This window comes from Bacillus paramycoides, assembly GCF_001884235.1.
In the GTDB taxonomy this organism is placed as follows: domain Bacteria; phylum Bacillota; class Bacilli; order Bacillales; family Bacillaceae_G; genus Bacillus_A; species Bacillus_A paramycoides.
Genome location: NZ_MAOI01000070.1, coordinates 1 through 17,819 on the forward strand (window position 1 = coordinate 1; position 17,819 = coordinate 17,819).

Below are 17,819 nucleotides of genomic sequence, written 5' to 3' on the forward strand. Positions count from 1 at the left end.
TTTTTTATATCATTGTTAAAATTTCATGTAAAGAACATATAGTAGGAATATCGCACTTGAGCTGCGAGTTATCCCGATTTAACCATATCCCTTGCATTCCAGCTATTGTACTACTAATTGCATCCGTTTCTAATCGATCGCCAATATAATAGCAATCTTTTAGTTCAAAATTAGATTGTAATCCGGCCATTTGAAAAATTGCTGGATCGGGTTTTGAAATCCCGATTTTACTAGAAGTAAAAATATAGCTGAAATATTGTAGAATATTTAAAGCGGTCAACTTTTCAATTTGTTGTTCATAATCGCCGTTACTAATGATACCTAATGAATATCCTTTTTGCTTTAAGGATTGTAATGTATATAGTACATCTTCAAATGCAATCCAGTTTTTTTTATACAGTTCGATATATTGATTGAATCTTTGCTTAGATTCCTTAAGTGATAAATGTACTTCATATGCTTTAAATAAATGATACATTCGCAATGCTTGTTGCTCATGAAAGGATAATTGATTGGATAAAAATTTATTGAAGTATTGTTCGGATAATTCATGCCACAGTTTCGTGGCCTCTAATTCGTTTCCTAGAAAAATATCATTATACTTCTGGAAGAAATGTGAAATGCCATTTCTCTCAGCTGCGTCATAATCAAGTAGAGTTCCATCGATATCAAAGAAAATCATATTACAATCCCCTTACTACTAACTACTTATTGCTTTCTGCAACTTCATATCCTCTCACAAATAATAGAGTCATATAAGAAACGATAAATGAGAAGATGCTGTACATACCAACCCAAAAGAAAAATTTTGGAGTAAAGGCGATAACACCTATTATTAAAAAACTAGCAAACGTTACAATTGGCATTACGTAATACATTCTCGTTCTACGTGTTCCAATTATTGAAACAATAAAGATAAGTAATGGACAAATTAATAAGAAGAAAATCAATTCATTCATAGTTATGTCCCCTTTTTTAGTAGAAGTTATTTGGTTCTCATAAACGTTTTGAATAATTGCTCTCCTAAAATAATTTCGCTAAGTGACAAAAAACCCCTTTTGAAAGTCGTATCTTTTCTAAGAATAAAAAAAGTAATGATAGTGAGTAAATAAAATAATATTTGCTAATGAATAGAAGAAAGTGCCACCGGATAAGGTGGCACTTTCTTACTTTACTGAATGAGCTTTTTGCATCTTTTTAATCATACGAATCTGTCCGCGATGATTGATTTCATCTTCAAATACGTGAAACCATTTAAAGTAGTTATTTGCTGGTTTGTCATACCAAAAGTCTGTCGTTTTAAATAGCCATTCATCAGGCAACGATTGAAAAGTTTCAATCGTCTTGGAGCGTACTTCTTGTAATGTATTTATGTAAAATTCTATGGAGTTTCCTTTTATTTTCTCACGTCCAAGATCCCCTAACTCAACAGCAGGTAACCACCGTTTTAATTCAGCATCTGTCGGTTCACGATCTTCAAAGGTATGAATTTGGTAGTAAAATTCAATAGCGGCCATATGGTACAATAACATGCCGATTGAATTTGCCTCATCATCATATAAATAATCAAGTTCTTCAGTTGTTAAGCCTTCCACCGCTTGCATTGTTGTATAACGAGCGTAATTCATCATGGAAACAAGTTTTGAAAATTCAACTTGTAAACCATCTATTTTATCAATTACAAAATTCAATTTAAATTCCCCCTCTTTAAACGGATACTCCAGAGAAGGAATTCTATGTGCAGAGAAAAACTCCTGTTAAAAAGTTCATAATTTTTAACAAGGGATAACAATTAGCTCTCTATTTGCTTTTGTAATAACTTCATATCCGTCTTTTGTAATGACGATATCATCTTCAATTCTACAACCGCCCCAGTTTGGTATGTAAATTCCCGGTTCCACTGTAACAACCATGCCTTCTTGTAAAGTAGCTTTACTTTCTTGAGATAGACGAAGAGGTTCATGTATTTCTAAGCCAAGACCGTGCCCGGTAGAGTGGCCAAAATATTGACCGTATCCATGTTCTGTAATGTAATCTCTTGTTATATCATCGATACTTTTCGCAGTTTCGCCGGGCTTAATTGCTTCGGTTCCACGTTTTAATGCTTCTCGTACAACATTGTATATTTTTTTGAATTCTTCGGATGGCTCGCCAATCGCTACAGTCCGTGTTATATCGGAACAATAGCCATTGTAAAGTGCACCGAAATCTAATGTAACGATATCGCCATGCTCAATTATTTTATCCGATGCAACTCCATGGGGGAGAGAAGAACGAACACCCGAAGCTACAATGATTTGGAATGATGAAGATGTAGCTCCTCTTTTTCGCATGAAAAATTCTAATTCATCTCGGACATCGGTCTCACTTATTCCTAGTTTTAGAAAGTTGAGAATGTGGTGGAAAGCTTCGTCAGCAATAGTAGCGGCAAATTTTATTGTTTCTATTTCGGGTGTGTCCTTAATAATACGAATATCTTCAATAACTTCGCATACCTGCACCATTTCAGCATGTATATATTTTTGTAAGTTCTTATATTGTTGCAATGTCATGTTGTTTTCTTCAATTCCAAGTTTTTGAATGTTTAATTTCGATACTTGATTTGCAATTTCTTCTTCTAAATTTCCTTTATGCATAATAATTTCGGCTTCTTTTATTTGTGATTTCGCTTGATCCACATAGCGAAAGTCGGTTATAAAAATAGCTTTATCCGCAGAGATTAAGACGACGCCAGCGCTACCTGTAAAGCCTGTTGCATATTGACGATTTTCTTTTTTTGTAATAAGTAATCCATCAATTCCGTAGTTATGTAGTTGTTTTTGTATTTTATTAATTCTTAAAGTCATGTTAATGCCCCCTTTTCACAGTATTGAATAAAGCAAGTAGCGTGCCAAAATCTATATTTAGAGAAAAGATAGTGGGAATTGCATATATTTTAGAGAAGGTAAGAAATTTAGCCCACTATTTGTGGAAGGTGGGCTGCTCGTGAAATACAGATTGCTTCAATTTATCAGTGGGGGAATGAAAAATACATCGATTCAAGATTCACTTTCTTTACACACTGTAAAAAAATTTATACAAATACGAAATAGCGTGTCAAATTTTTTGACAATATTGAAGTTAGGAAAGAAAAGTATACACGATTTTTAGATTATACATTTGGAAAAGTAACATATCCTTTGTTTTATTTGAATATAAAATTTAATATATAAACAAATGATGATTATTGATATAATAGGTAATTGTTGGATTTCTCTCGAAGATAGGAATGCGTAACGAATATAAATGAATGAGGAATGTGAGTACATGAAGAAATTAAGTAAATTAATGTCATTTTGTTTAGCGATTAGTATGCTTGTTGTAACAGGCTGTGAAAAAAGTAATAACAACGTTCAACTCAATGAAAAAGTTGATCAGCTGGATGAAGCGCCGGAGGTGACAGAGAAAGAAGCTAAAAAGATCGTAAGAAAGAGTGTGGATGAAATTGCAAACTCTTTTAGTGAAATGGAAAAAGAAAATGGATGGAGTCGAAATAATCCTGGAGATTTGGATATAGCTAAAAAAGGGGTTAAGGGATTAGTTTCAAATAAGTTTGTAGAGAATCAGCTTCCTGGATTGCTTGATACATTTAATAGGTCAAGAGAAACGGATATGTTGCCATTCCCTATTCATATTGAGCCAGAAGTGAGGCTAACTTATTCGCAGAAAAATGATGTTTTAAAGATTGAGACACTCACCCTTGCAAATGATATGGGGAATGAAGCGGAGACGTGGGAATTTATTTTAGTTTATAAAGATGGAAAATGGTTAATGGATAGATGGTCATCAAATACTCCAGCAGATTTAAAGTTAACTAAAGAAGAAGCTAACGAACTTCTTAGAGTTCAAGGTTTCAAGAATGTCTCTTTTGTTAGAGAAGAGAATAGTGGCGATAAGAAATATATTTTTAAAGAAAGTAACGGGGTAGTTGCTGTGGACGCCCAAACATCTGTTATTACATACAATGTAGATGATAAAAAACAAGAAAAGATAACGAAAGAAGATGTTATTCAAGAACAAGAAACAGCTAAGAGAAATGATTCCAGTACGTATATTAGCTCAAAAGAAGAGAAGCAGCTCAAAAAAGAATCTTCTTCAGCATTAGGTAAAACTAAGGTTCTAAATGAGTTAGCAGCTCTAGAAAATCAAGAAAAACATACGAACGTTATGACAACAAACGATATAGTAAATGAAATAGAAGGAAATTATCAATTGTGGGATAGTAAATTAAATGAAATTTACAACACATTAAAAAATACTATGTCCCCTGATGCATTTCAGTCGTTAAAAACGAAACAAATTGCGTGGGTTAAAGAAAAAGAAAGTAAAGTTAAAGCAATTGGTACTGATCCAAACAATGGAACGATGAGACGTATAGAAGCTTCAGAGGAGAAATATAAGATGACAAAAGAAAGATGTTACGAATTAGTTAATGGATATATGAACTAAACTAAAAACATAAAAAAATGCGTTGCTTACAAGCAACGCATTTTTAAGTATTTATGCTTTTAATTTCATTACTGTGTCGGCATCTGGCGTTACATATATTGTTTGTTGATTATCATATGTAACAAATCCCAGTTTTGCACCGCTCGGTTTTTTGACATGGCGTATTTTTGTGAAATCTACAGGAACAGAGCTAGAATCTTTTGCTTTACTGAAATAAGCGGCTATTTTAGCAGCTTCTAGTAAAGTTTCTTCAGCAGGCTCCAAAGAACGAATGACAACGTGAGACCCAGGTATGTCTTTCGTATGTAACCAAATCTCATCACGACGAGCGAATTTCGTTGTTAAATAATCATTTTGTTTATTATTTTTACCGACGAAAATTTCTGTGCCATCACTAGCCAAATATTTATCCAATATTGGTTTAGTTGGTTTTTTCTTTGCATTCTTCGTCTTACGACTACGCACATAACCTTCTTCAGCTAGTTCCTCACGAATTTCTTCAATGTCTTTTGAAGAAGCAGCTTCCATTTGTTGCAGTAAGCTATCAAAATAAAGAATTTCTTCATTTGTTTTTTCGATTTGTTCTTCTACAATAGCAACCGAATTTTTCGCTTTTTGGTACTTTTGGAAATAGCGCTGTGCATTTTCAGATGGTGTTTTTAAAGGATCTAATGTGATTTTTACAGTTCCACTATTTTCGTCGTAATAGTTAACAACTTCAATATCTTTATCCCCTTTTTTCAAAGCATACATATTGGCTGTAAGTAGCTCTCCAAATAATTGATATTTATCTGCTTTTCCAGCGTCTTGTAATGTTTTTTCTAGTTTAATTAGCTTCTTTTCATTTTTTGACTTTTCATTTTGCATAAATCGCTCTAAATCGTGAGCTTGTTGTTTTACACGATCGCGCTCTGCTTTACCAAAGAAGAAACGATCCAACAACTCACTAACAGACGAAAATGTTTTTTCATTTCCTTGCAAGTGAGAAAGAGGGAATAGGTAAAAGAACTCTTTTCCATTTGCAGTTATCATTGTTGGCACGTACTGATGCGTTAGTAGGGGTTTTTGCAAGATGAAGAAAGCTTCAGATAATGCTTCTTCATTTACCATACCTGCTTTTTTCACTACTTCTTTTGCAAAGAGTGGGGAAATCCCCATAAAAGCTCCGACAAGCTGTTTATCCATATTTCCAGATAAAAAGTCTAGTGGTCTAATAAAATCATCCGCATTTTCAATGTGCAGTGGGTTGATTTTATGTTGGGCTGGTGGTGCAACATATTCAGCTCCCGCATATACAGTTCGATGACGGTTTACGGCTAAAGAAACGTGTTTTAAGCTATCTAAAATAACATTTGTTTTCGTATCTACTAAGATAATGTTACTGTGTCGTCCCATTATTTCGATTACTAATGTTTTTAAAGATTCGTCTCCGATTTCATTACGACTGCGAACTGTAATTTGAATAATACGTTCCAAGTCAATTTGTTCAATTTTTTCAATAAACCCACCTTCTAAATGTTTGCGAAGAAGCATACAAAACATCGGCGGTATCGCTGGTGAATCATAGTTTTGATTCGTTAAGTGCATACGCGCATATGTAGGATGAGATGAAAGAATCAGCTTTTGGTTTTTTCCGTTTGCTCGAATATGTAATAAAATTTCATATTTTGAGGGTTGATATATTTTTGAAATTCTTCCTGTTTGAAGAGAATTTGCAATTTCATGTGTAATCGCTCTTGTGAATAATCCATCGAATGCCATGAATGAACACTCCTTTCTAACTAAAAGTTAATTATAGCATTTTTTTGGACGAGGCTGAATAAGCTTTCATTAGAGTATGTCTGGAATCAGGAGGTCGATGGCAGAATGAACTGGTATGAAATGCGTGCACATGAAGTGGAGGAAAGAACGAATACGAATGTGGAGGTAGGTCTTACAGAGCAAGAAGCAGAGGGGCGATTAAAGAAATTTGGTACAAATGAATTGGAAGAAGCAAAGCGCCCTTCTGCGCTTATGGTGTTTTTAGCGCAATTTAAAGATTTTATGGTGCTTGTTTTATTTGGTGCTACAATTATTTCGGCTTTTTTAGGAGAGTATATCGACTCTATTGCAATTGTTGCAATCGTTATTATTAATGGTATCCTAGGTTTCTTTCAAGAGAGGAAAGCTGAAAAATCGTTGGAAGCTTTAAAAGAATTGGCCGCTCCTCAAGTTACTGTACTAAGAAATGGAAAGTGGATAAAGGCACCGTCTAAAGCGCTTGTACTAGGTGATATTATTAAGTTTTCAAGTGGTGACCGTATTGGCGCGGATGTTCGACTTGTAGAATCCTCAAGTTTATATATTGAAGAGTCGGCTCTTACAGGAGAGTCAGTGCCTGTACAAAAGAAGGTAGAGGCGTTACAAGGTCAAGATGTTTCAATTGGGGATCAAAAAAACATGGCATTTATGGGGACGATGATAACGAGAGGTGCTGGAACAGGAGTAGTCGTAGCAACTGGAATGAATACAGCTATGGGGCAAATTGCAAATATGTTGCAAAATGCTGAGCAAATGGAAACGCCATTACAAAGAAGATTAGAACAGCTTGGGAAAATTTTGATTATTGTCGCTCTTATTTTGACAGCTCTTGTTGTACTAGCCGGTGTATATCAAGGGAATGAAGTGTATCACATGTTTTTGGCTGGGGTTTCGCTCGCTGTTGCGGCTATTCCGGAAGGATTGCCAGCAATCGTTACGGTTGCGTTATCACTTGGCGTACAGCGCATGATTAAAAAGAAGGCGATTGTGCGAAAGTTGCCGGCTGTAGAAACATTAGGCTGCGCCTCTGTTATTTGCTCAGATAAAACAGGAACAATGACACAAAATAAAATGATGGTAACGCATATGTGGTCAGGTGGAGAATTGTGGAAGGTAACAGGTCAAGGTTATGAGCCAACAGGTTCGTTTATGAAGGGTGAAAAAGTAATTGACCCTGCTAAGACGAAATCACTTTATCAACTACTTACATTTGGCTGTTTATGTAATAATGCGAATGTTATTCAAAAGAAAAAGACGTATGTGTTAGATGGAGATCCAACAGAGGGAGCTCTCGTTGCAGCAGCAATGAAGGCGGGGATATCACGTGAAGCTCTTAAAGGAAAGTTTGAAGTCATTCGTGAATTTCCTTTTGATTCAACTAGAAAAATGATGAGCGTTATCGTTCGTGATCGTGAAGGCAAAAAATTTGTTATTACAAAAGGAGCACCAGATGTTCTTTTGCAAATGAGCCAAACAATTTTATGGGGAAATAAACAGCAGCCTTTAAGTGAACTGTACCGAAAAGAAGTACAGGCAGCGATTCATAGTTTGGGAAGTCAAGCTTTACGAACGATTGCGGTGGCATTTAAACCGTTAAAAATTACAGATTCAATTGAACATGAAAGAGAAGTCGAGCAGGATTTTATGCTTGTTGGAATACAAGGAATGATAGATCCGCCAAGACCAGAAGTTGCACAAGCGGTGAAAGAGTGTAAGGAAGCTGGTATTAGAACGGTAATGATTACGGGAGATCATAAAGTGACAGCAATGGCAATTGCGGAACAGTTAGGGGTTTTACCACCGGGTGGACGCGTTGTAGAAGGAGTAGAACTTGCGAATATGGATGTGGAGGCATTAGAAAATATTGTAGAAGATACGTATGTATTCGCTCGTGTGTCTCCTGAGCATAAATTGAAAATTGTTAAGGCATTGCAAAATAGGGGGCATATAGTAGCTATGACAGGTGATGGAGTGAACGATGCTCCAGCTATTAAAACAGCCGATATAGGGATTGCGATGGGGATTACAGGGACAGATGTTGCAAAAGAAGCTTCTTCACTTGTGTTGTTAGATGACAACTTCGCCACGATTAAATCGGCGATTAAAGAAGGTAGAAACATATATGAAAATATCCGGAAGTTTATTCGGTATTTGTTAGCATCTAATGTTGGTGAAATTTTAGTTATGTTATTTGCGATGTTACTTGCTTTGCCATTGCCGATGGTTCCGATTCAAATTTTGTGGGTGAACTTAGTTACTGATGGTTTACCAGCGATGGCATTAGGGTTGGATAAAGCTGAAGGAGATGTGATGAAGCGAACGCCACGCCATCCGAAAGAAGGGGTATTTGCTAGAGGGCTTGCGTGGAAAATTATAAGTCGTGGTTTTCTAATCGGAGCAGTGACATTAGTAGCGTTTATTATTGCATTTAACCAGCATCCGAACGAATTGAAGTATGCACAAACGGTAGCATTCGCAACATTAGTACTTGCTCAGCTTATTCATGTATTTGATTGTCGCAGTGAACATTCTATATTTCATCGCAACCCATTTGGAAATATATATTTAGTAGGAGCGGTTATTATTTCCTTATTGTTAATGCTTGTAGTTATTTATTATCCGCCATTACAACCGATTTTTAGCACATTGCCGATACAAGCACGAGATTGGTTGTTAATTGGAGGATTATCATCTATTCCGACATTCTTATTAGTAGGATCCTTATTAACAAGAAAAAAGGAGGAAAAGAAAAAACCACTGTTATATAAGAAGGGATTAAACTTGAAATAGTCAATAATATGAAAATGTGATATAATTTACAGAAGGTAGTAGAGTTGCATCTCTATTACCTTTTTCATTGAGTTATTTCATGGCTTGGATGTGATAAAGATGATTTGTAGTATGACAGGATTTGGAAGGTCGAAAGTAGAAAACGATACTTTTCAAATTACAGTAGAAATGAAGTCGGTGAACCATCGCTTTTTAGAAATGAGTATTCGACTTCCGAAGCAAATGATGGTGTTTGAAGATAAAATTCGTAAAATAATTGCAGAACAAGTTCGCCGTGGACGTATTGAAGTGTCTATTAGTATAACAGGTGAAGGGCTTGTTGAAAGAAAATTAAGTGTGAATTGGGAGCTTCTTGAACAGTACCAATCCATTATGGAAGATATAAAAGGAAAATTTCAATTACAAGATTCTATTACACTTCAACAATTAATGGGAATGCCAGAAGTAACGGCAGTTGAAGAAATAGAAAATGTAAATGTACAATTTGAAAACAGTTTATATGAGGCTGTTCGCCAAGCTGCTCATATGTTGAAAACGATGAGAGAGGGCGAAGGAGAACGATTACATAAAGATATAGCGTATCGTTTGCAAGAGATTCACAATTGTGTAAATGCAATTATCCCACATGCGCCAATTGTTACACAAAAATATCGTGAACGATTAGAAAATCGCTTAAAAGAATTACATAGTCAAGATTTAGATGAACAACGATTGCTAACAGAAGTGGCAATATTTGCAGAGCGTTCAGATATTCACGAAGAACTAGTACGCTTACAAAGTCATTTAGATCAATTTCGTGAAGCACTGCAAATTGAAGAGCCTGTTGGAAGGAAAATGGACTTCATCGTGCAAGAGATGCATAGAGAAGTTAATACGATTGGTTCTAAGGCAAATGACTTAACAATTTCAAAATATGTCGTAGAAATGAAAAATAACCTTGAAAAAATTCGTGAACAAGTACAAAATATTGAGTAGCTTTCAAAAAATATATAAAGTTATACGTGGTGGAGAAATCGGATAGACTTACTAGGAGGCGCAAACTATGGCCATGAGGTTTTTAAATATTGGATATGGAAACATTGTATCTGCTCATCGAATTATTGCTATTGTAAGTCCGGAGTCAGCTCCTATTAAACGAACAGTACAGGAAGCACGTGAACATAATGCTTTGCTTGATGCTACGTATGGGAGAAAAACAAGGGCGGTTATTGTTATGGATGATGGGCATATTGTATTAAGTCCAATTCAGCCAGAGACGATTGCACATCGTTTGAATAATAAAGAAGATTTAAGTGAGGAAGGGTAGGTTTTACATATTTATGAGAAGTAGAAGAGGATTGCTCATCGTTCTTTCAGGACCTTCTGGGGTCGGGAAAGGAACGGTTCGAAAAGAGCTGTTTAGCCATGAAGATACGCGTTTTCAGTACTCTATTTCAGTAACGACACGTAAACCGCGTGAAGGTGAAGTAGATGGTGTGGATTATTTCTTTAAAGAGAGAGAAGAATTTGAAGAAATGATTCGTAATGAGAGGTTACTTGAATGGGCTGAATTCGTTGGTAATTATTACGGAACACCAATTGATTATGTTGAAAAAACATTACAAGAAGGAAAAGATGTGTTCCTAGAAATTGAAGTGCAAGGAGCAATTCAAGTTAAAAAAGCCTTTCCTGAAGGTGTATTTATTTTCTTAGCACCTCCAAGTTTATCTGAACTAAAGAACCGAATTGTCGGTCGTGGTACAGAAACTGAAGATGTTATTGAAAATCGTTTAACGGTAGCGAAAGAAGAAATCGAAATGATGGACGCTTATGACTATGTAGTAGAAAACGATCAAGTTGAATTAGCTTGCGACAGAATTAAAGCAATTGTGGTTGGCGAACATTGCCGCCGCGAAAGAGTAGCAAAATATTATAAAGAAATGACGGAGGGTCTATAATTATGTTAAATCCATCAATTGATTCATTATTAACAAAAATCGATTCTAAATATACGCTTGTAACAGTAGCTGCGAAGCGTGCTCGTGAAATGCAACTTGCTGACAACTGTGTTATTGAACAACCTGTTTCTCATAAATGTGTAGGTAAATCATTAGAAGAAATCGATGCAGAAGTATTAAAATATGTACCAAGCGAAGACAAAATAATTGATTAAGACCATCTTTTCGACAAATTAAAACATAGACATTATAATTTTCTATGTAACGGTAACAACCTATTTACAAGTAGGTTGTTATTTTTTTACGACAGAGCTGAAAAGAACTTGTATAAAGAAGAAACGAAATACTAGCACTGACGAGCTGGAAAAACTCCATTTCAGCAGAATAAGTTTGAAAAAGAAAGAGGACGAGTCATATGCTAAAAGGGAAAAAGATACTTCTATGTGTAACAGGAGGCATTGCGGTTTTTAAAGCAGCTGCGTTAACAAGTAAAATGACACAAGCGGGGGCACTTGTAAAAGTGATGATGAGTGAGTCAGCAATGAAGTTTGTTACTCCTCTTACATTTCAAGCCCTTTCTCGTCATGATGTATATACAGATACATTCGATGAGAAAGACTCGGCGGTTATCGCTCATATTGATTTAGCAGATTGGGCGGATGTTGTACTTGTTGCACCTGCTACAGCCAATTGTATTGGAAAGTTAGCTGGTGGTATTGCTGACGATATGATTACAACTACTTTGTTAGCTACTACAGCGCCAGTGTGGATTGCACCTGCTATGAACGTGCATATGTATGAAAATAAAATTGTTCAAAAAAATATGATGACGTTAAAAACTTTAGGATATACATTCATTGAGCCTGGGGAAGGTTTTTTAGCATGTGGTTATGTAGCAAAAGGAAGATTAGAAGAGCCTGAAACGATTATTGCGCGTTTAGAGGCATCTTTCTCAGAGAAAAAGCCATTGCAAGGAAAGCGAATATTAATAACAGCTGGACCGACACGTGAAAAGATTGATCCGGTTCGTTTTATGACGAATTTTTCTTCTGGAAAGATGGGATATGCAATTGCGGAAGTGGCAGCAAACTTAGGAGCTGAGGTTATACTTATTTCAGGACCGACATCGCTAACTCCACCACTACATGTAACAACTGTACAAGTGGAATCTGCACAAGATATGTTAGAAGCTGTACTTAAGTATTATTCCAATACGGATGTTGTTATTAAAACAGCTGCAGTTGCAGATTACCGCCCGAAATATGTTCATGATAATAAAATGAAAAAGAAGAATGGCGATGCTGTTATTGAATTAGAAAGAACAGTGGACATTTTAAAAACGTTAGGTGAGAAGAAGGACCAACAGTTACTTATTGGATTTGCAGCCGAAACGACAAACATAGAGGAGTACGCAACGAGAAAATTACGTGAGAAAAATGCAAATATGATTGTTGCGAATGATGTGAAAGCCCAAGGAGCTGGATTTGGTACAGATACAAATATTGTGACAATGTATAGAAAAGATGGAGAGATTATTGAGTTGCCACTTTTAACGAAGAAAGAAGTAGCTCGTGAAATATTAAAGCAAATTGAAATGATGTTAGAAGATGATCGTTTATGAAGTTTGCGAGTGTAATTGTTGATGTACCTGCACGTCAAACAGATCGACCGTTTGATTATATTATCCCTAAAAAATGGGAAGATATTGTGCAAACAGGAATGCGTGTAGTAGTCCCATTCGGCCCGAGGAAATTGCAAGGCTTTATTATTGGTATAAAGGATTCGGTTGACGTAGAAAGTAAAAAATTAAAGGTACTCTATGAAATACTAGATGTCACTCCAGTTTTAAATGAGGAGTTATTAAAGCTTGGGTATTGGCTTACAAGTGAAACGTTATGTTATATGATTTCAGCTTTTCAAGTGATGCTGCCGACAGCGATAAAAGCAACGTATAAAAAGCGTCTACAGCTTCGTAAACAAGAAGAAGTTACGCCAGAAATTCTTTGTTTATTTCAGGGGAAGGAAACGATAGATTGGGAAGCTATCGAGGCGCAGCCACACCTATATCGCACTATTCAACAAGAAATTAAAAATGGTACGATTGAAGTAGTTTATCAAGTAAAGGATAAAGTACAAAAGAAGAAACAAAGAGTAGTTCAACCAGAATTGCCGGAAGATAAACTAGAATTAGCGGCGTTTGAACTGAAAAGTAGAAAACAACAAGATGTACTTTATTATTTTGTAGAAAATTATAAAAGTGTACCGTTGAAAATTTTAACAGAAGAATTACAAATAACAGATGCACCAATAAAAGCACTTGTTAAGAAGGGGCTAATCTCAGAAAAGTATGTAGAAGTATACCGGAATCCGTATGACGATGATAATTTTGAACAAACGAAACCATTCCCACTTACTGAGGAACAAAAACAAGTAATTACACCGATTTTGTCATCGATTATAAATGAAACTTACAATCCATTTTTACTATATGGTGTTACAGGAAGTGGTAAGACAGAAGTGTATTTACAATCTATAGCAGCGGTGCTGAAAAAGGGAAAAGAAGCTATTGTGCTTGTTCCTGAAATCGCGTTAACGCCCCAGATGGTAGATCGCTTCAAAGGTAGGTTCGGTTCGCAAGTTGCGGTTCTTCATAGTGCGCTTTCTGTCGGAGAAAAATATGATGAATGGCGCAAGATTTTAAGAAAAGAAGTGAAAGTTGTAGTTGGTGCGCGTTCAGCTATTTTTGCTCCATTTGAAAATTTAGGGATCATTATTATTGACGAAGAGCACGAATCGAGTTATAAGCAAGAAGATAATCCGAAGTATCATGCAAGAGATGTAGCGGTGTGGAGAGGGCAATATCATAAGTGTCCAATCGTTCTAGGAAGTGCAACGCCGACACTTGAATCGTTTGCTAGAGCAAAAAAAGGTGTCTATGAGCTACTGACGATGGAAAAACGTATGAATGAACAAGCCTTGCCGACGGTAGAAATTGTTGATATGCGGGAAGAGCTTCGTGATGGAAATCGCTCAATGTTTTCAAAGGCACTGCATGAAAAAATAGCAGATCGATTAGAAAAGAAAGAACAAATGGTTCTCTTTTTAAATAGAAGGGGTCATTCTACGTTTGTGATGTGCCGTGATTGTGGGTATGTCGTACAATGTCCGCATTGTGATATTTCGCTGACATATCACAAAATGAACCATCGTTTAAAATGTCATTATTGTAGTTATGAAGAAAATATGCCAACAGAGTGTCCTGCTTGTAATAGTACTTATATTCGTTTCTTTGGTACAGGGACGCAAAAGGTTGAAGAAGAAATCACAAAACTATTTCCAGAAGCGCGAGTCATTCGAATGGATGTGGATACAACAAGCCGCAAAGGAATGCATGAAAAATTATTAAAGGCATTTGGTGAAGAGAAAGCAGATATATTACTTGGAACACAAATGATTGCAAAAGGACTTGATTTTCCGAAGGTGACGCTTGTTGGTGTTTTAACGGCGGATACGATGCTTCACCTACCTGATTTTCGGGCGAGTGAAAAGACCTATCAGCTATTGACGCAAGTGAGTGGACGTGCAGGAAGACATGAATTGCCAGGGGAAGTTGTAATTCAAACGTATACGCCGGAACATTACAGTGTAGAATTAGCAAAGAATCAACACTATGATGTATTTTTTGAACAAGAAATGCAAATGAGGCGAATGAGGCAATATCCGCCATATTACTACGTTGTACTTGTCACTGTATCCCATCCAGAATTATTAAAGGCAGTCCAAGTGACGGAAAAAATTGTCGGTCATTTACGAATGCATTGTTCACAGCAAACGATGGTGTTAGGGCCAGTTGCTTCAGCAATTCCAAGGATAAAAGATAGATATCGTTACCAATGCATGATAAAATACAAACGGGAACCAAACTTAAAGAACGTGCTCAAAATGGTAAATGAACATTATCAAGCAGAAATGCAAAAAGAGCTACAAATCTCAATTGATTTTAATCCAACAATGTTAATGTAGCGGAGGGAAATATGGCAGTTTTAGAAATTGTAAAGCATCCAAATGAAGTGTTAGAAACACCATGCGAAAGAGTAATTAACTTTGATAAAAAGTTAGTGAAATTGTTAAAAGATATGCATGAAACAATGTTAATTGCAGACGGCGTTGGTTTAGCTGCGCCACAAGTAGGTGTAAGCTTACAAGTAGCTGTTGTTGATATCGGTGATGATACGGGGAAAATCGAATTAATTAATCCGGTTATTTTAGAAAAACGTGGTGAACAAGTAGGTCCCGAAGGCTGCTTAAGCTTTCCGGGACTTTATGGTGAAGTGGAGCGTGCAGATTATATTAAAGTGCGTGCGCAAAATCGCCGCGGGAAAATATTCTTATTAGAAGCGAAAGACTTCTTGGCGCGTGCAATTCAGCATGAAATCGATCATTTACATGGTGTTTTATTCACATCTAAAGTGACGAGATATTATGAAGAAAACGAATTAGAATAGGTGTTAAAAGGAGCGGTTTTTGAATGATAAAAGTAGTATTTATGGGAACACCGGACTTTTCTGTGCCGGTGCTTCGTCGTCTTATCGAGGATGGATATGACGTAGTGGGTGTTGTAACGCAACCAGATCGTCCAGTAGGTAGAAAAAAGGTTTTAACACCTACGCCTGTTAAAGTAGAAGCGGAGAAGCATGGTATTCCGGTGTTACAGCCACTGAAAATTCGTGAAAAAGACGAATATGAAAAAGTATTAGCGTTAGAGCCGGATTTAATCGTAACAGCTGCATTCGGTCAGATTGTACCGAATGAAATTTTAGAAGCGCCAAAGTACGGATGTATTAATGTCCATGCTTCATTACTTCCAGAACTTCGCGGTGGTGCACCGATTCACTATGCAATCATGCAAGGAAAAGAGAAAACAGGTATTACAATTATGTATATGGTAGAAAAATTAGATGCTGGTGATATTTTAACGCAAGTAGAAGTTGAAATTGAAGAGCGTGAAACAACAGGTTCTTTATTTGATAAGTTAAGCGAAGCGGGTGCGCACCTTTTATCTAAAACGGTTCCTTTACTAATTCAGGGTAAACTAGAACCAATTAAACAAAATGAAGATGAAGTAACGTTTGCATATAATATAAAACGTGAGCAAGAGAAAATTGATTGGACAAAAACAGGTGAAGAAGTATACAATCACATTCGCGGATTGAATCCATGGCCAGTTGCTTATACGACTTTAGCAGGACAAGTTGTTAAAGTATGGTGGGGAGAAAAGGTCTCTATGGCAGAGAAAGCTGAACCAGGTACAGTAGTAGCTCATGAAGAAGATGGATTTGTTGTTGCAACAGGGAATGAGACAGGTATTAAAATTACTGAATTGCAACCGTCTGGTAAAAAACGTATGAGTTGTTCACAATTTTTACGTGGAACAAAACCTGAAATTGGTACGAAGTTAGGAGAAAATGCATGAGACAAAATGTTCGTGAGTTAGCTCTTGATGGTTTAATTCAAGTAGAAAAAAGTGGTGCATATAGTAACTTACTTTTAAATAATTTGATTGAAAAAAGTACAATTGACAGAAAAGATATTGGTTTATTAACTGAAATTGTATATGGAACGATTCAACGTCGTGACACACTAGATTATTATTTACAACCATTTTTAAGAAAAAAGGTTGAGGCGTGGGTAAGAGTGTTGCTTCGCTTATCTTTATATCAAATGCTATATTTAGACCGAGTTCCGGAAAGAGCTGCTATTCATGAAGCTGTTGAGATTGCGAAGCGTCGTGGGCATAAGGGGATTTCAGGCATGGTGAACGGAGTATTGCGTTCGATTCAGCGAGAAGGTGTACCTTCTTTAGAAGAAATCAATAATCCGGTAGAACGTCTTGCGATTGCAACAAGTCATCCAATGTGGCTTGTACAAGACTGGGCATCTGAATATGGTTTAGAGACAGCAGAGAAAATGTGTGAAGTAAATATGATACCACCTGTACCGACAGCACGTGTGAATGTTGATAAAGTTACGGTAGAAGAAGCGATTGAGCTATTAGCAAATGAGGGTATAGAAGCGAAACGTGGCGATTTGTCAGATGATGCAATTCAAATTGAAAGAGGGAATGTAGCGCATACAGAAGCGTTCAAAAAAGGATTTCTCTCTATTCAAGATGAAAGCTCTATGCTTGTTGCACGTGCTTTAGAACCGAATGAGGGAGATACAGTTCTTGATAGCTGTGCCGCTCCTGGTGGTAAAACAACGCATATAGCCGAGCGTTTAAAGGGAACAGGTAAAGTAATGTCACTTGATTTACACGCGCATAAAGTGCGTTTAATTAGACAACAAGCAGATCGACTTGGTCTAGAAAATGTAGAAACAAAGGCATTAGATGCTAGAAAAGTTCAAGAGTATTTCGAAAATGAAACTTTTGATAAAATATTAGTAGATGCACCATGTTCTGGGTTTGGTGTTATAAGACGTAAACCTGATATTAAGTTAGGCAAAGATAAGGGCGATAGTGAACGATTATCAACGATTCAACTTGCGATATTAGAAAAAATAGCACCATTGTTAAAACAAGGTGGTCGCCTTGTTTATAGTACGTGCACAATTGAAAAAATAGAAAATGAACAAGTAATAGAGCAATTTTTACAAGAGCATCCTGAATTTGAGTGGGATACTACGATTAAAGAGCGTATGCCAGAAAAATTAAGTCCGTATATTAATGAAGGTCAAATACAAATTTTACCGCATTATTTTGCAACAGATGGCTTTTATATTGCTTGTTTAAGAAAGAAGGTGTAG

General features: G+C 36.3%; 16 protein-coding genes. 11 read left to right on the forward strand and 5 right to left on the reverse strand.

The window, feature by feature from the left end:
- Positions 1-4: 4 nt before the first annotated feature.
- The 4 genes from BAU28_RS13755 to BAU28_RS13770 all read right to left on the reverse strand — a co-directional run bounded on the left by BAU28_RS13755 (position 5) and on the right by BAU28_RS13770 (position 2,846).
- Positions 5-682, reverse strand: a complete 678-nt coding sequence (locus BAU28_RS13755) for an HAD family hydrolase (protein WP_071718834.1) — start codon at positions 680-682, stop codon at positions 5-7.
- A gap of 22 nt (positions 683-704) precedes the next feature.
- Positions 705-959 carry a YbeF family protein gene (locus BAU28_RS13760; RefSeq protein ID WP_025148304.1) on the reverse strand — a complete coding sequence of 85 codons (255 nt, stop codon included), beginning with the start codon at positions 957-959 and terminating at the stop codon, positions 705-707.
- Positions 960-1,166: 207 nt separating this feature from the next.
- Complete coding sequence (locus BAU28_RS13765) at positions 1,167-1,691, reverse strand: DinB family protein (protein WP_071718835.1); 525 nt, start codon at positions 1,689-1,691, stop codon at positions 1,167-1,169.
- Positions 1,692-1,775: 84 nt separating this feature from the next.
- Positions 1,776-2,846 carry a M24 family metallopeptidase gene (locus tag BAU28_RS13770; RefSeq protein ID WP_071718836.1) on the reverse strand — a complete coding sequence of 357 codons (1,071 nt, stop codon included), beginning with the start codon at positions 2,844-2,846 and terminating at the stop codon, positions 1,776-1,778.
- Between the two features lie 460 nt (positions 2,847-3,306).
- Here BAU28_RS13770 and BAU28_RS13775 point away from each other — a divergent pair, with 460 nt between their 5' ends.
- Positions 3,307-4,488, forward strand: coding sequence for a lysozyme inhibitor LprI family protein (locus tag BAU28_RS13775; protein WP_071718837.1), 1,182 nt, complete (start codon positions 3,307-3,309; stop codon positions 4,486-4,488).
- A gap of 51 nt (positions 4,489-4,539) precedes the next feature.
- On the opposite strand, the gene BAU28_RS13780 is transcribed toward BAU28_RS13775, so the two are convergent.
- On the reverse strand, positions 4,540-6,249 hold the full coding sequence (locus tag BAU28_RS13780; RefSeq protein ID WP_071718838.1) for an Rqc2 family fibronectin-binding protein: 1,710 nt from the start codon (positions 6,247-6,249) through the stop codon (positions 4,540-4,542).
- A 105-nt stretch (positions 6,250-6,354) separates the two neighbouring features.
- On the opposite strand from BAU28_RS13780, the gene BAU28_RS13785 reads away from it, so the two are divergent.
- The 10 genes from BAU28_RS13785 to rsmB all read left to right on the forward strand — a co-directional run bounded on the left by BAU28_RS13785 (position 6,355) and on the right by rsmB (position 17,819).
- Positions 6,355-9,078 (forward strand): calcium-translocating P-type ATPase, SERCA-type, encoded by a 2,724-nt coding sequence (locus BAU28_RS13785; protein ID WP_071718839.1) that lies wholly within the window; start codon positions 6,355-6,357, stop codon positions 9,076-9,078.
- 99 nt (positions 9,079-9,177) lie between these two features.
- On the forward strand, positions 9,178-10,053 hold the full coding sequence (locus BAU28_RS13790; RefSeq protein ID WP_071718840.1) for a YicC/YloC family endoribonuclease: 876 nt from the start codon (positions 9,178-9,180) through the stop codon (positions 10,051-10,053).
- Between the two features lie 67 nt (positions 10,054-10,120).
- Complete coding sequence (remA, locus tag BAU28_RS13795; RefSeq protein ID WP_002173128.1) at positions 10,121-10,384, forward strand: extracellular matrix/biofilm regulator RemA; 264 nt, start codon at positions 10,121-10,123, stop codon at positions 10,382-10,384.
- Between the two features lie 13 nt (positions 10,385-10,397).
- The gene (gene gmk / locus BAU28_RS13800) at positions 10,398-11,015 is read left to right on the forward strand and encodes a guanylate kinase (protein WP_002173127.1); all 618 of its coding nucleotides are present in this window, start codon (positions 10,398-10,400) and stop codon (positions 11,013-11,015) included.
- A 2-nt stretch (positions 11,016-11,017) separates the two neighbouring features.
- A complete protein-coding gene (gene rpoZ, locus BAU28_RS13805) occupies positions 11,018-11,230 on the forward strand; it encodes a DNA-directed RNA polymerase subunit omega (RefSeq protein ID WP_000933964.1) in 213 nt (70 codons plus the stop codon).
- A 200-nt stretch (positions 11,231-11,430) separates the two neighbouring features.
- A complete protein-coding gene (coaBC, locus tag BAU28_RS13810) occupies positions 11,431-12,636 on the forward strand; it encodes a bifunctional phosphopantothenoylcysteine decarboxylase/phosphopantothenate--cysteine ligase CoaBC (RefSeq protein ID WP_002173126.1) in 1,206 nt (401 codons plus the stop codon).
- A complete protein-coding gene (gene priA, locus BAU28_RS13815; protein ID WP_071718841.1) occupies positions 12,633-15,038 on the forward strand; it encodes a primosomal protein N' in 2,406 nt (801 codons plus the stop codon). The genes coaBC and priA overlap by 4 nt, the downstream gene beginning before the upstream one ends.
- 11 nt (positions 15,039-15,049) lie before the next feature.
- Entirely contained in the window at positions 15,050-15,520 is a 471-nt protein-coding gene (gene def, locus BAU28_RS13820) for a peptide deformylase (protein WP_002173124.1), read from the forward strand.
- A gap of 23 nt (positions 15,521-15,543) precedes the next feature.
- The gene (fmt, locus tag BAU28_RS13825; protein WP_071718842.1) at positions 15,544-16,488 is read left to right on the forward strand and encodes a methionyl-tRNA formyltransferase; all 945 of its coding nucleotides are present in this window, start codon (positions 15,544-15,546) and stop codon (positions 16,486-16,488) included.
- Complete coding sequence (gene rsmB, locus BAU28_RS13830) at positions 16,485-17,819, forward strand: 16S rRNA (cytosine(967)-C(5))-methyltransferase RsmB (RefSeq protein ID WP_071718843.1); 1,335 nt, start codon at positions 16,485-16,487, stop codon at positions 17,817-17,819. The genes fmt and rsmB overlap by 4 nt, the downstream gene beginning before the upstream one ends.

What these genes read in the sequence shown, in the direction of transcription:
- BAU28_RS13790 (WP_071718840.1), top strand. Translation starts at nt 9,178, where the DNA reads ATGATTTGTAGTATGACAGGATTTGGAAGGTCGAAAGTAGAAAACGAT.
- BAU28_RS13775 (WP_071718837.1), top strand. Translation starts at nt 3,307, where the DNA reads ATGAAGAAATTAAGTAAATTAATGTCATTTTGTTTAGCGATTAGTATG.
- BAU28_RS13755 (WP_071718834.1), bottom strand. Translation starts at nt 682, where the DNA reads ATGATTTTCTTTGATATCGATGGAACTCTACTTGATTATGACGCAGCT.
- rsmB (WP_071718843.1), top strand. Translation starts at nt 16,485, where the DNA reads ATGAGACAAAATGTTCGTGAGTTAGCTCTTGATGGTTTAATTCAAGTA.
- remA (WP_002173128.1), top strand. Translation starts at nt 10,121, where the DNA reads ATGGCCATGAGGTTTTTAAATATTGGATATGGAAACATTGTATCTGCT.
- def (WP_002173124.1), top strand. Translation starts at nt 15,050, where the DNA reads ATGGCAGTTTTAGAAATTGTAAAGCATCCAAATGAAGTGTTAGAAACA.
- BAU28_RS13770 (WP_071718836.1), bottom strand. Translation starts at nt 2,846, where the DNA reads ATGACTTTAAGAATTAATAAAATACAAAAACAACTACATAACTACGGA.
- BAU28_RS13785 (WP_071718839.1), top strand. Translation starts at nt 6,355, where the DNA reads ATGAACTGGTATGAAATGCGTGCACATGAAGTGGAGGAAAGAACGAAT.
- coaBC (WP_002173126.1), top strand. Translation starts at nt 11,431, where the DNA reads ATGCTAAAAGGGAAAAAGATACTTCTATGTGTAACAGGAGGCATTGCG.
- rpoZ (WP_000933964.1), top strand. Translation starts at nt 11,018, where the DNA reads ATGTTAAATCCATCAATTGATTCATTATTAACAAAAATCGATTCTAAA.
- priA (WP_071718841.1), top strand. Translation starts at nt 12,633, where the DNA reads ATGAAGTTTGCGAGTGTAATTGTTGATGTACCTGCACGTCAAACAGAT.
- gmk (WP_002173127.1), top strand. Translation starts at nt 10,398, where the DNA reads ATGAGAAGTAGAAGAGGATTGCTCATCGTTCTTTCAGGACCTTCTGGG.
- BAU28_RS13760 (WP_025148304.1), bottom strand. Translation starts at nt 959, where the DNA reads ATGAATGAATTGATTTTCTTCTTATTAATTTGTCCATTACTTATCTTT.
- fmt (WP_071718842.1), top strand. Translation starts at nt 15,544, where the DNA reads ATGATAAAAGTAGTATTTATGGGAACACCGGACTTTTCTGTGCCGGTG.
- BAU28_RS13780 (WP_071718838.1), bottom strand. Translation starts at nt 6,249, where the DNA reads ATGGCATTCGATGGATTATTCACAAGAGCGATTACACATGAAATTGCA.